The sequence below is a fragment of the Bradyrhizobium sp. USDA 4510 genome (genome assembly GCF_054059095.1).
In genome coordinates, this window is sequence record NZ_JBSSBT010000001.1 from 5008873 (window position 1) to 5021896 (window position 13024).

General features: G+C 65.8%; 12 protein-coding genes. 5 read left to right on the forward strand and 7 right to left on the reverse strand.

Annotated elements, in window-relative coordinates:
* The first annotated feature begins 114 nt into the window (after window positions 1-114).
* A complete protein-coding gene (gene waaF, locus ACVMDN_RS23300; RefSeq protein ID WP_456834936.1) occupies window positions 115-1179 on the forward strand; it encodes a lipopolysaccharide heptosyltransferase II in 1065 nt (354 codons plus the stop codon).
* Here waaF and ACVMDN_RS23305 read toward each other — a convergent pair.
* Window positions 1161-2207, reverse strand: coding sequence for a glycosyltransferase family 4 protein (locus tag ACVMDN_RS23305; RefSeq protein WP_456834935.1), 1047 nt, complete (start codon window positions 2205-2207; stop codon window positions 1161-1163). The genes waaF and ACVMDN_RS23305 overlap by 19 nt on opposite strands.
* 132 nt (window positions 2208-2339) lie before the next feature.
* On the opposite strand from ACVMDN_RS23305, the gene galE reads away from it, so the two are divergent.
* Together galE and ACVMDN_RS23315 are read left to right on the forward strand one after the other, a co-directional pair.
* Window positions 2340-3353 (forward strand): UDP-glucose 4-epimerase GalE, encoded by a 1014-nt coding sequence (gene galE, locus ACVMDN_RS23310; protein ID WP_456834934.1) that lies wholly within the window; start codon window positions 2340-2342, stop codon window positions 3351-3353.
* Between the two features lie 109 nt (window positions 3354-3462).
* Window positions 3463-5274: an ABC transporter ATP-binding protein gene (locus tag ACVMDN_RS23315; RefSeq protein WP_057016717.1), complete on the forward strand. Its 1812-nt coding sequence runs from the start codon at window positions 3463-3465 to the stop codon at window positions 5272-5274.
* 6 nt (window positions 5275-5280) lie between these two features.
* Here the strand turns inward: ACVMDN_RS23315 and ACVMDN_RS23320 are convergent, their stop codons facing one another.
* Window positions 5281-6024 (reverse strand): dipeptidase, encoded by a 744-nt coding sequence (locus ACVMDN_RS23320; RefSeq protein WP_456834933.1) that lies wholly within the window; start codon window positions 6022-6024, stop codon window positions 5281-5283.
* Window positions 6025-6036: 12 nt separating this feature from the next.
* Window positions 6037-6459 carry a hypothetical protein gene (locus ACVMDN_RS23325; protein WP_456834932.1) on the reverse strand — a complete coding sequence of 141 codons (423 nt, stop codon included), beginning with the start codon at window positions 6457-6459 and terminating at the stop codon, window positions 6037-6039.
* A 153-nt stretch (window positions 6460-6612) separates the two neighbouring features.
* Here ACVMDN_RS23325 and ACVMDN_RS23330 point away from each other — a divergent pair, with 153 nt between their 5' ends.
* Both ACVMDN_RS23330 and ACVMDN_RS23335 read left to right on the forward strand, forming a co-directional pair.
* The gene (locus ACVMDN_RS23330; protein WP_076825777.1) at window positions 6613-7314 is read left to right on the forward strand and encodes a fumarylacetoacetate hydrolase family protein; all 702 of its coding nucleotides are present in this window, start codon (window positions 6613-6615) and stop codon (window positions 7312-7314) included.
* Between the two features lie 86 nt (window positions 7315-7400).
* Window positions 7401-8087, forward strand: coding sequence for a hypothetical protein (locus tag ACVMDN_RS23335; RefSeq protein ID WP_456843652.1), 687 nt, complete (start codon window positions 7401-7403; stop codon window positions 8085-8087).
* Here ACVMDN_RS23335 and ACVMDN_RS23340 read toward each other — a convergent pair.
* The 4 genes from ACVMDN_RS23340 to maeA all read right to left on the reverse strand — a co-directional run bounded on the left by ACVMDN_RS23340 (window position 8084) and on the right by maeA (window position 13021).
* Window positions 8084-8554, reverse strand: coding sequence for a hypothetical protein (locus ACVMDN_RS23340; RefSeq protein ID WP_456834930.1), 471 nt, complete (start codon window positions 8552-8554; stop codon window positions 8084-8086). The two genes, ACVMDN_RS23335 and ACVMDN_RS23340, sit on opposite strands and share 4 nt — an antisense overlap.
* 18 nt (window positions 8555-8572) lie before the next feature.
* Window positions 8573-9937: an MFS transporter gene (locus ACVMDN_RS23345; RefSeq protein WP_229191982.1), complete on the reverse strand. Its 1365-nt coding sequence runs from the start codon at window positions 9935-9937 to the stop codon at window positions 8573-8575.
* Window positions 9938-10208: 271 nt separating this feature from the next.
* Window positions 10209-11891, reverse strand: a complete 1683-nt coding sequence (gene ggt / locus ACVMDN_RS23350; RefSeq protein WP_456834929.1) for a gamma-glutamyltransferase — start codon at window positions 11889-11891, stop codon at window positions 10209-10211.
* Between the two features lie 254 nt (window positions 11892-12145).
* Window positions 12146-13021 carry an oxaloacetate-decarboxylating malate dehydrogenase gene (maeA, locus tag ACVMDN_RS23355; RefSeq protein ID WP_456843653.1) on the reverse strand — a complete coding sequence of 292 codons (876 nt, stop codon included), beginning with the start codon at window positions 13019-13021 and terminating at the stop codon, window positions 12146-12148.
* Window positions 13022-13024: the final 3 nt, after the last annotated feature.

Here is a 13024-nt window from a genome sequence, read left to right on the forward strand (position 1 = left end):
TTTGCAGCCGTCAGCTTTGCCCCACTCCCGCGTCGCAGGCAACGACGGCTTTACCTCTCATCGCGAACCGGTTACCGACTTGGCCGCACCCGATCGGCCTTGGCCTATTTAGAAATGAATATTGATTCAATATCTGATATCGAAACACAGGATACCGGGGATACCAGACCTATCCTCGTCGTGCCCTATGTTTGGATCGGCGATTTCGTGCGCGGCCACACAGTGGTCAGGGTGCTCCGCAAGCGTTGGCCGAACCGGCCGATCGACCTTCTGACGTCCAGGCTTTGCGCCCCTTTGGTCGATTATATGCCCGATGTTCGCGCCGGGATCGTGTCTGACCTGCCGCGCAGCCGGCTGGCGCTGGCCCAGCAGCAGGCCCTCGCGGCCGAGCTTCGCCGACGGAACTACGCCACCGCGCTGGTGCTGCCGCGGACCTGGAAGGCCGCTCTCGCGCCGGCGCTGGCGGGCATCCCGGAACGGGTCGGCTTCTTTGGCGAGGCGCGGTTCGGCCTGATCAACGCGATGCGATGGGGTGAAAAGCAGCAGCCGCGCTTCATCGACAAGAACGCGATCCTGGCACTGCCTGACGGCACTGCCCGCCCGCCGGAATGGCCGGTGCCGCAGCTTCGGGTTCCCACGGACGAAATCGAACGCTGGCGGCAGGCTAACGGCCTCGGCCGCGGTCCCGCCATCGCGCTCGGCCCCGGCTCGGTCGGCGCCTCGAAACGCTGGACCTATTATCCGGAGGCCGCGCGGCTTTTCGCCGAACATGGCTTCGACGTCTGGGTGGTCGGCGGCCCCGGCGAGAAGGCGCTGGCGCAGGAGATCGCGGCCGTCGGCGGCGCGCGGGTCCGCGACCTCACCGGCAGTGATCTGCGCAACGGCATCGTTGCGATGGCCGCGGCCAGCGTCGCTGTGACCAACGACTCCGGCCTGATGCACATCGCCGCCGCAATCGGCACGCCGACCATGGGCATCTTCGGCCCGACCGATCCTTATCTCTGGGCGCCCCTCAACGGCCTCGCCGCGACGGTGCTACAGACCAGAAGCAAGCTGTCGTGCCAGCCCTGCCAGCGCACGGTCTGCACCATGAACGATCATCGCTGCATGCGCGACATCGCCCCCGAAGAGGTCGTGGAGATTGCGCAGCGCGTGCTGGCTCAGGTCAGCGCGCGGTAGACCTTGGCGATCGCGTTCGCCTCGGCATCGAGGCTGAACTTATCCACAACTCGTTGCCGCGCCCGCGCCCCCATCGCCGCGGCCGCAGCCGGATCGCGCATCAAGGGCTCCAGCGCGGCCACCAGCGCATCGGCGTCGCCAGGCGGCGTCAGCACGCCGGTGACGCCGTCCTCGACGACGAACTCGGCGGCGCCCGCGCGCGCTGCCACCAGCGCCGCGCCCGCAGACATCGCCTCGATCAGGGTCAGGCCGAAACCTTCATTGCGCGAGGTGAAGGCGTAGATCGTCAGCCGCTGATACCAGCGCATGACGTCCTCGATGGGCAGTTCGCCCGTGATGATGATGCGCGATTGCAGGCCGGCGGCCTCGATCTTCCGCTTCAGCTCGTTGGCAAAGGCGAGCTGCTCCGGCACCACGGCGCCGACGATGACGGCGGTGAAATCGGGATAGCGCGGCAGCAGCCTGCACATCGCCTCGACGAAGACGTCGCTGCCCTTCTGCGCGCGCACCCGCCCGAAACAGCCGATCGCATAGCGTCCCGGCAGTCCGCTCTCGGCGAAGGCTGCCGCGCGATCGGCCGGCGGCGCATAACGATCGGTGTCGACGCCGTGCATCACCACTGTCGCGTCACGCTTCAGATAGGAGGCCGACAGCGGACTGGTGGCGATGATCGCATCCATGTTGCGGATCAGCCAGCGCGTCAGCCAGGTGTGATGGCGCTGCGCGGCCGAGGTGAAGATCAGTTTCAGCGGCCAACCGAGCGCGCGCAGCGCGAGCCCGACGATCATCTCGTCGTTGCGCCGCGCATGCCAGATCAGCGGCGATGCGCGCCGCCACAGGTGCAGGAGATCGGCAAATCCGATCGCGTCGATGCCGTCGGGCCGATGCGGGCCGAGCCAGGCTGCGCGAAACATTTTGGCGAGCTTCGGCGCGACCATGCGGTTGGTCGCGGTAACACCCGAATAGCGTCGGTGCAGATTGGGCACGATGAGCTCGAGCTCGCCGGCAGATGTGTTCTCGATCGGCACTCAAGTCTCCGTTTCGTGCCAGTTCCTATACGCAACATTAAGCATAGTGGCCAGTTCGGCCGCGGCGAAACCCCCTCTTCACCGCACTCCCGCTAGCATCACCGGTTAAAGAACATCGGGAGAGCTCTATCCATGACCGTGCTCGTGACCGGCGGCGCCGGCTATATCGGAAGTCACATGGTTCATGCGCTGGTCGATGCCGGCGAGAGCGTCGTCGTGATCGACAACCTTTCCACCGGCTTCTCCGCGTTCCTGCCCGAAGGCGTGCCGCTGTTCATCGGCGATGCCGGCGACGAAAATCTCGTCGAGGGCGTGATCGCCCAGCACGGCATCGACAGCATCATCCATTTCGCGGGCTCCGTCGTGGTGCCGGACTCGATGCGCGATCCGCTCGGCTACTACCGCAACAACACCATGACGACCCGCAGCCTGCTCAACGCGGCGGTGAAGGGCGGCGTCGGCCGCTTCATCTTCTCCTCGACCGCGGCCGTCTACGGCAATCCGGACCAGGTGCCGGTGCCGGAGATCGCATCGACGCGTCCGCTGTCGCCCTACGGCTCGTCGAAGCTGATGACCGAGATCATGCTGCACGACGTCGCGTCCGCTCATGGCATGAGCTACGTCGTGCTGCGCTACTTCAACGTCGCCGGCGCCGACCCGAAGGGCCGCGTCGGCCTTGCCACCATCGGCGCCACCCATCTGCTCAAGATCGCGGTCGAGGCCGCGACCGGCCAGCGCGCCAAGATCGACGTGTTCGGCACCGACTATCCGACCCAGGACGGCAGCTGTATCAGGGATTTCATCCATGTCAGCGACCTCGTCGAGGCGCATCGCTCGGCGCTGTCCTATCTGCGCGCCGGCGGGCAATCGGTGACGATGAATTGCGGTTATGGCCGCGGCTATTCCGTGCTCGAAACCATCGAGGCGGTGCGCCGGGTCTCGATGCGCAATTTCGCGGTCGCCTACGCCGCGCGCCGGCCCGGCGACATCATGACCATGGTGGCCGACACGACAAGGATCCGCTCACTGCTCGACTGGACGCCGCGCTACGATGATCTCGAGACCATCGCGAGCCACGCACTGGCCTGGGAGGAGAAGCTGTTCCGGGAGCGCGCCGGCTCCGCGCGACAGGCGGAATCGGCCTAAAAAACAAACCGTTATCAAGCAGTTATTGTACTTGAAAAAGCCCCGCCAAGCGGGCAAGGAGGTCCCGCAACCCTGACGGCCGGCGCTGCCCGCCGTCAATGGAACGCGGATGGCCCAGTTTCCAAAGAAAATCACCGACGATCCCTATGGCGCGGCGATCCTGATTCGCCGCCTGGTCATGGAACAAGGGATTACCTATTGGCGGCGCTATCTGACAGCGTTCGCCCTGATGGCCGTTGCTGCCGGCTCGACGGCCGGCGCCACCTACGTGCTCGGCCAGGTGATCAACCAGGCCTATGTCGACAAGAACATCCCCGGCATCGCGATGTTCGCCGGGATCACGGTGGTGCTGCTGTTCATCAAGGGCGTGGCGACCTACGGCCACATGGTGATCCTGAACAAGATCTCCAACGCCATCCTCGCCAGCAACCAGCGGCAACTGTTCGCCAAGCTGATGAGCGAGAGCATCGGCTTCTTCTCGCAACGGCACTCGTCGGAATTCCTGGCGCGGCTGACCGCCGGCGCCAAGTCAATCACCGACGTACTCAACATGCTGGTCAATGCGATCGGCCGCGACTTCCTGATGCTGATCAGCATGGTCGCCGTCATGGTCTGGCAGGACCCGCTGATGTCGTTCATCGGGCTCGTGGCAGTGCCGCCGGCGATGCTGATGCTGCGCAGGCTGGTGAAGCGGATCAAGGGGCTCGCCTACAACCAGTTCACCGGCACCGCCGACATCATGGAGACGATGCAGGAATCGCTGCAGGGCATCCGCACCGTGAAGGCGTTCACGCTGGAAGGCACCATGCAGCAGCGGATCGACGAGCACATCGCAACCGTCGAGAGCAATGCCAACAAGATGGCACGCGTCGCCAACCGTTCCAATCCGCTGATGGAAATGCTCGGCGGCTTCGCGGTCGCCGGCTGCCTGATGTATGGCGGCTACAGCGTGGTGGCGCTCGGTTCCACGCCGGGCCAGTTCTTCACGTTCCTGACCGCCTTCCTGATGGCGACCGAGCCGGCCAAGCGGCTGGCGCGGCTCAACATCGACCTCAACAGCCAGCTGGTCGGCGCGCGGATGCTGCTCGAGGTGGTCGATAGCCCGGCGAGCGAACAGTCCGATGACGGCAAGCCTGCGCTGAAACTCTCCGAGGCGCAGATCGAACTGCGCGACGTCAGCTTCGCCTATCGGCCGGGCGAGCCGGTGCTGAACCGCATGAGCTTCGTGGCCGAGCCTGGCAAGGTGACCGCGCTGGTCGGCCCCTCCGGCGGCGGCAAATCCACCGTGCTGGCCTTGCTGCTTCGTTTCTACGAGACGCGCGAGGGCGACATCCTGATCGACGGACAGCCGATCTCGTCAGTATCGCGCAAGTCGCTGCGGCAGCAGACCGCCTATGTCGGACAGGACGTCTATCTGTTCCGCGATACCATCCGCGCCAACATCGCCTTCGGCAAGCAGGGCGCCACCGAGCAAGAGATCGTCGACGCCGCCAAGGCCGCCTGCGCGCACGACTTCATCATGAGCTTCCCGCTCGGCTACGACACGCCGGTCGGCGAGCACGGCACCCAGCTGTCCGGCGGGCAACGCCAGCGCATCGCGGTCGCCCGCGCGCTGATCAAGAACGCGCCGATCATCCTGCTCGACGAGGCCACCGCCGCGCTCGACTCGGAGTCCGAGAAGCAGGTGCAGGAAGCGATCGAGCATCTCTGCCAGGGCCGCACCACAATCGTGATTGCGCACCGCCTGCACACCATCATGCATGCCGATGCGATCCTGGTGGTCGAGGGCGGCGAGATCGTCGAGCGCGGACGGCACGAGGAGCTGCTGCGCCGCGGCGGCCGCTACGCCTCGTTCTTCCGCCTGCAGCACCACCACGACCCGTCGCCGCTGGCGCTGGCGCCGATCAGCGCCACCGGCTAGAGCCTGTCATCCCCTCCGGGCAATGCCTGCGCGCAGCACGCGCAGGACATTGCCACCCATCACCTTGCGGATGTCGTCCTCCGAGAACCCGCGCGACATCAGCGCCTGGGTCACGGCGACGATCCCGCCGGCATCGAAGCCCGTGGTGGTCGAGCCGTCGAAATCCGAGCCGAGGCCGACATGGTCGATCCCGACCAGGTCGCGGACATGGGCGATCGCCCGCGCGACATTGTTCGGATCGAGCGAGCAGACCGCGCCTTGCCAGAAACCGATGCCGACCACGCCGCCGGTCCGCGCGACACCCCGGACTTCGTCGTCGGTGAGGTTGCGGTTGACCTTGCAGGTCGCCTGAACGCCGCCATGGCTCGAGACCACCGGGCGCGTCGCCATCGCCAGCACCTCGGCGACCGCCGCGTGGCTCGCATGCGCGAGGTCGACGATCATGCCCATCGCCTCCATCCGCTGCACCACCTGCCGGCCGAGCGGCGTCAGTCCGCCCTTTGCGACGCCGTGCATCGAGCCCGCGACATCATTGTCGAAGAAGTGAGCGAGACCGGCCATTCTGAATCCGGCGGCATAGAGCACGTCGAGATTGGCGATGTTGCCCTCGATGTCCTGCAAACCCTCGATCGAGAGCATGCCGCCGACCACCGTCGCGCCGCTCTTGCGGTCGAAGAGCAGGCGGTCAAGGTCGGCCGGCGTTGCGATCAGGCGCAGCCGCCCGGTGGATTGTTCGGCGAAGCTCCGCAATTTCTCTGCATGTTACAGCGAGCGCTGCAGCAACGAGAACCACGTCCGTGTCGGCTGCAGATCGATGATGGCGAGGTTCGTGATGGTGTCGGTGTCGGCGCCGTTGGCATCATAGTTCTGGCCCTTGGGCGACTTGGTGACCGACGAGAACACCTGCAGCGCGTAGTGTCCCTCGATCAGGCGCGGCAGGTCGATATGGCCGCGATCGGATCGCGCGATCAGGTCGCGCTTCCACAGCAGGCTGTCCGCATGCATGTCCGCCACGTCGAGCGACGCCTGCAGGGCCGTAGCGGCGGGCGTGATATCCAGCGCCACGCGCTGGACCCTGTTCTGCGCCCGGTCGATCCGCTCCGGGACGACCGTGAAAAAGCGAACGGCGGCGGCGATCAGGACCACGGCGACCAGCGCCAGGCCGATCGAAAGCCATTTCCTCATGGACACCACCGCCTTTGTCGACCAAAGGCGGCTGCGCTCGGCGGAAAGCTGGCCTCACCTCTGCGCCGGATGCAGCCGCAGCCACTAGCCCTGAGCGGCGTAAGCGCGTAAATACCGCCCGCGCTCCCTCCTTCAACCCTCCGGGACCCGTTCATGAACGCCGCATCCACCGTCATTCCGCTTCCCCCGCAGCCCTCGCTTCCCGTCGTCGGCGAATCCGGCACCTATCCGGTCCGCCGCATCTGGTGCGTTGGCCGCAACTATCTCGAGCATATCAGGGAGATGGGCAATGACGAGCGCGCGCCGCCGTTCTTCTTCGGTAAGCATGCCGACATGCTGGTGCCCGATGGCGCGATCATCCCCTATCCGCCGCTGACCAAGGACCTGCATCACGAGGTCGAGCTAGTGGTGGCGATGAAGAGCGGCGGGCTGAACATTCCCGCCGACAAAGCGCTCGAGCATGTCTACGGCTATGCCGTCGGCATCGACCTGACCCGCCGCGACCTGCAGATCGCCTCGCGCAAGAAGGAGCGGCCCTGGGAGATCGGCAAGTCGTTCGACTATTCCGCGCCGTGCTCGGCGATCCAGCCGGCCGCGAAGATCGGCCACCCGACCGCGGGCAAGATCTGGCTCACCGTCAACGGCAAGGAAGCCCAGAAGGGCGACCTCACCGAGCTGATCTGGAACGTGCCTGAAATCATCTGGCAGCTCTCGCAGCAGGTGAAGCTCGCCGCCGGCGACATCATCATGACCGGCACGCCCGCGGGCGTCTCGCAGCTGCAAGTGGGCGACAAGCTCGAATGCGGTGTCGACGGCGTCGGCAAGCTCGCGGTGACGATCGGCAAGCCGGAATAACCGCCTCAGGAACGAGGCAAGGCCCAAAGCCCCGGACCTCAGGTCCGGGGCTTTTTGCTGTGCGCCATCAGCGCATCGTGCCGGGCATGCAGGGCGGCTCGGTGAAGGGAGCGGTCGCGAACGATCCAACCTTCGGCGCGCGCACGCAATCGGTGGTCTTGCTGCTGGCCGTCGTTGTCGTCATCGAAGCATTGGCGCGCCGCACCGCAGCGTTGTTGCCGGCGGCCGACGCCTGCGCCGAACAGGCGGCTGCGGCAACCAGCGCAAGCGCCGCGAGGGTCAATTTGGTCATGGGATTTCTCCGTACGGTGGGTGAAGCCGACCTAGCTCGGCTCCTGTGTTCAGGACCGCGCGCGCCCGGAAATTATTTCATCACGCGCGATCACCGCGCCGCGAGCGCCCGATCACATCGGATGGAGCGGGGAATACCGGAGCGACCGGGGCACTCCATGTCATCAAGGCCGCGCGCAAAACGCGGCGACGACGATATGGAGGTTTTCATGATCGATCTTCAACGACCCGGCGTACGATTGGGCTTGGCTGCGATTATGTCCGCGGCAATGGCGACCGCTTGCTTCGCACAGGCGGCGGTCCAGCAGCCCCGCGCCTACGCGTCAAACGAAACCGCGAGCAGGCCGTGGTCGGCGCCGGTCGGCCATCGCCAGCCGCGCGCCGCCGATATTCCGGCGACGACATCGACATCGCAGCAGATCATCGATCAGGAGGACGCGATCGTCGACCGCAAGATCAAGGGGATTTGCCGCGGCTGCTAGAGCATGATCCGGAAAAGCGCGAAGCGGTTTTCCGAGGAGGTCATGCTCAAAGACAAGGAGCCACACCCCTCGGTCTCGCCGGCGGCGGATCCTACTGCCTTTCGGCGGCCTGCGGCGCCGCCGGGCCGAAATGCGTCTTCTCGTATTCGAGCCACAGCTCGAGCAGCGCCATGAATGCCACCACCGCGCCGGCGGCGATGGCAAAATGCATCGCGCGGGTATGCGTGAAGCCGAGCAGCCAGGGCGAGACGATCAGCCAGCATCCGACGACCAGGTTGATCCATTCTTCCCAGATCGAGAACGACGATCGCCGCCAGCGACATGATCGCGATCGCCGCGCCGCTGATCCTGAGATCGATCGCCGCCGTCGGATTGGCCCGCACGAACAGCCACAGCGCAGCGAGCAGGAAAATCGCTGCGATGAGGTTATAGAGATCGAGCGCGGATTCTTTTCGCCACTTCATCATCGATTGCTCCCTTGCTACTCAAACCCGCTGCTGATGCGCCTCGGGCGCATTGATGTCCCTGCCCGTGTAGTCGGTCATCATCGCGGTCGCGACCAGCGTGATGATTGCGCAAGCCGCGATATAGGCCGCGATCGCGGTCGCCGAATGGAACGTGCCGAACAGCCAGGTCGCGATCAGCGGTGCCGGACCGCCGGCGATCACGGAAGCAAGCTGATAGCCGAGCGAGGCGCCGCTGTAGCGCAGGCGACCAGTAAAGCTCTCTGCGATCAGGGCCGCCTGCGGGCCGTACTGCATGTCGTGCGGAATCAGCGACAGGAAGATCGCAAGGAAGATGATCGTTTCCGATCCGGTGTTAAGCATCGCGAAATAGATGAAGCCGAACACGCCGGTCACGGCAGCGCCGATCATGTACATGTTCTTGCGGCCGATCTGATCGGAGATGTGCCCGCACAGCGGAATCGAGACGAACGACAGCACCGAGGCCGCGAGCACCGCGGTCAGCAGGAAGTCACGCGACACGTGCAGCGTTCCGACGCCGTAGGAGAACACGAAGGCGGTGAAGATGTAGAACGGCGCCTGCTCGGACATCCGCGCGAAGGCGGACAGCAGGATCTCCTTCGGATGATCGCGGATCACCGTCAGCATCGGCGTGCGGTCGAGCTGACGCTCGGCCAGCAGCTTGCTGAACACAGGCGTTTCCAGAATGCCGAGCCGGATGTAGAGGCCGACACCGACCAGGACGATGCTGAGCGCGAACGGAATGCGCCAGCCCCACGACAGGAACTGGTCGCCCGACATCTGGCTGAAAGCCAGCACCGCGAGATTGGCGAGGAACAGTCCGCAGGGCACGCCGAATTGCGGCCATGACGCGATCAGGCCGCGGGAGCGATCGTTGCGCGCCCATTCCATCGACATCAGCACCGAGCCGCCCCATTCGCCGCCGACGCCGACGCCCTGGATGAAGCGCAACACGGTCAGGATCACCGCACCCCAGATGCCGATGCTGGAATAGGTCGGCACCAATGCGACCGCCGCGGTCGCCAGTCCCATCAACAGCAGCGTCGCGATCAGCGTCGACTTGCGGCCGATGCGGTCGCCATAGTGCCCGAAGATCGCAGCCCCGATCGGCCGCGCGACGAAGCCGACCGCATAGATGGCGAAGGCCTCGAGCGTGCCGACCCAGGGATCGGAATGCGGAAAGAACAGTTTTGCGAACACCAGGCCGGTGACGGTGCTGTAGAGAAAGAAGTCATACCACTCGATCGCGGTCCCGACGGTGGAGGCGATCACCGCACGGCGCATCTGCAGCTGATGCTCGGATGGTGTGAGCCGGTTGGCGTCGAGGCCGGGGGTCAGACCAAGCATTGGGCCAAATCTTGCCATGGGGGTGTCTCCCTCGCACAGGCCCCCGGACGGATATTGACTGTGGTTTGTTTGAGTACAAACGATAAGGCGCGCCGGAAAGTTCCACCGGAACGGACCATCGACGCTTGAACTTTAGTCGGCCTTCAGTCGGCCATGGCGAGCGACAGATCGCAACGCGTCGAGGGCGTCGTCCGCCACCGCTCGCCCACCGGCGGACCATGCTTCGCATATGGCTGCCGGATGCGCCCGGCAGCCGCCGGGCGGCTCCGTCAATCCACCGCGCTTCGTCTCATGACAGCCCGAGCGCCCGCCCGTCGCTGCGTGGATCATGCGCCCCGGTGATGCTTCCGTCAGCGTCGATCCGGATCGCACCCGGATGTCCTGCGAGCGGGCTCTGGGCTGGTATCGGACTGATTTCGTGGCCGCGCCCGGCGAGCGCCTTGAACACCTCTTCACCGGCATCCTTCTCCAGCTTCAAGCTGTCGCGCGCATCGGAGAACGTCTTGCCGAGCAGGAAGCGCGGCCGCGACAGCGCGGTGAGCGGATCCATGTTGTAGTCGATCAGCCTGGTCAGCACCGCCGCGAGCGTCTGCGGCTGGCCGTCGGCTCCCTGCGTGCCGTACAGCAGATGCGGCCGTCCGCTCTTGAGATAGATCCCCGGATTGAGCGTGTGGAACGGCCGCTTGCCTGGCTTGAGGCAGTTGGGGCTGGCCGGGTCGAGGTTGAACGAGGCACCGCGGTTGTGCCAGATGATGCCGGTGTCGCCGGCCACCATGCCGCTTCCCCAATCGTAGTAGACGGTTTGCAGCATGCTGACGCAATTGCCGTCCCGGTCGATCGCGGCGAGATAAACCGTGTCGCCCTTCTTGAACACGTGCGGCCACGGCATCGCCTTCGCCACGTCAATCGCCTTCGCGCGCGCGTCGAGGTAGCTCGCCGAGAGCAGCTGATTGACCGGGACGTCGACGAATTCCGGATCGCCGATGTAGCGACCGCGGTCGATGAAGGCTTGCTTCACCGCTTCGACCAGCAGGTGATAGTAGTCCGCGCTCCCTTCCGGATATTTCGCAAGCTCGAAGCGGTCGAGGATGCCCATGATCTCGAGCGTCGTGAGACCCTGCGTCGGCGGGCGCAGCCCGAGCAGCTCGCCGCCGCGATAACCGACGCGCAACGGCGTCTCGTCGCGCGCGCGGCAGCGCGCCAGATCGTCGGCGGTCAGCGGCGAGCCGATCTGCTTCAGTCCGGCCGCTATGCTCGCGGCGAGCTTTCCTTCATAGAAATCACGCCCGCCATTTGCCGCCAGTATCTCCAGTGATTTCGCGAGCTCGGCCTGAACCAGCGGCTCGCCGATTTCAGGCATCCTGCCGGCGGGCATGAAGATGCGCTGGATGTCGGGCCAGTCCTTCAGGTTCTTCGCTTCCATGTCCTGCCAGAAGCGCTGCGACGGTGTGACCGGGAAGCCCTTGCTGGCGTATTCGATCGGGCGCGCGAACAGCGACGCCCAGCTTTGCTTTCCGGCCCAGGACTTGCGGCTGAAATCGAACGCCTGGTCCCAGACGTCGACGGTCGTGGCCGCGGTCAGCGCCGACCCCGGCCCCCGGATCGGGACCGAGCCGCTGTAGTTCGGCAGGTTGAGCGCGGCCTGACCTGCGCCGGACAGCGTCCGGACATTTCCCTTGCGGTCACTGATCACCATGAAGCTGTCGCCGCCGAGGCCGCTGAAATGCGGATAGGTCACGCACAGCGTGGCACCGATGGCGATGACCGCCTCGATCGCATTGCCGCCCTTGCGCAGCACCTCGAGCCCCGCTTGCGTGGCGAGCTCGTGCGGGCTCGTCACCATGCCGGTCTTCGATCGCGCCAGCGCACCCGTATTGTCGAGGGCCCAGAGCGGTCGCGGCGCCGCCGCGGCGACCGCCGTAAGCATGGACCCGACCAGCAACTCCCTGCGCGACACGCCAAGATTGGCCATTCGACTTCCCTCCCCGTTTCCTCGTTGTGTCGATGTTGTGCGATCGCGGGCTGCGGACACCGCGACGTCCAAATCCCCGAAGGACCGCCACTGGCATTTGGCATACCAAGATTGAAGAAAATTCTTACTTCGGTCAAGCCCGTTGAGAAGGCGTAAGCGAGGTCGAGCCCATCCTGACCCGATCATGATGGTCGTAAAATCGATGCGGGGCCGCGCGCGGCCCGGAGGATCGCGCCGCGCCGACGCGCCGAGCTCTAAGCCCGATCGCTGCGGCGGTACGGCACGTAGCGCGGCGTCCAGACCTTGGCGTGAATCCGCGCCTCGACCTGGTCGATCGGAACGTTGCTCGCCAATCCCTCCTTGTGCGCCTGCAGCGCGACCGCAAGCGCCACGGTCTGCGAGACGTCGCGCAACGCGCTGACCGGCGGCAGCAGATTGTGCTTCGGGTTGTCGCGCGCCGGCGAGACGCTGGCCAGCGCCTTGGCGGCGGCCATGAACATGCCGTCGCTGACCCGGCTGGCACCGACCGCGAGCGCGCCGACGCCGACCCCCGGGAAGATGTAGGAGTTGTTGGTCTGGTCGACCTTGAAGCGCGCGCCGTCGCGCATGATCGGCGGGAACGGGCTGCCGACACCGATCAACGCCCGCCCCTCGGTCCACGCCTCGATATCGACCGGCGTCGCCTCCTCGCGCGAGGTCGGGTTGGACAGCGGGAAGATCACCGGCCGCTTGTTGCACTCGGCCATCGCGCGGACGATCGGTTCGGAGAACGCGCCGGCCTGCCCGGAGACGCCGATCAGCACCGTCGGCCTCGCGTTGCGCACGACGTCGAGCAGCGCGATCTTGTCGGGATGGCTGAGCTGCCAGCCCGCGATCGCCTGCCTGTCCTGCACGAACGGAAGCTGGAACGGGGCGAGCCCGCTCATACCCTCGAGCAGCAGCCCGTCGCGGTCAACCATGAAGAAGCGCTTCGCCGCCTCGCTCTCCGACAGGCCGGCATCGACCATCGCGGCCCGGATCAGGCTGGCGATGCCGCAGCCGGCCGAGCCTGCGCCCAGCACGGCGACGCGCTGCTCGGTGAGCGGCACGCCGGTGACGTTGATCGCGGAGAGCAAGGCGCCGGTCGCCACCGC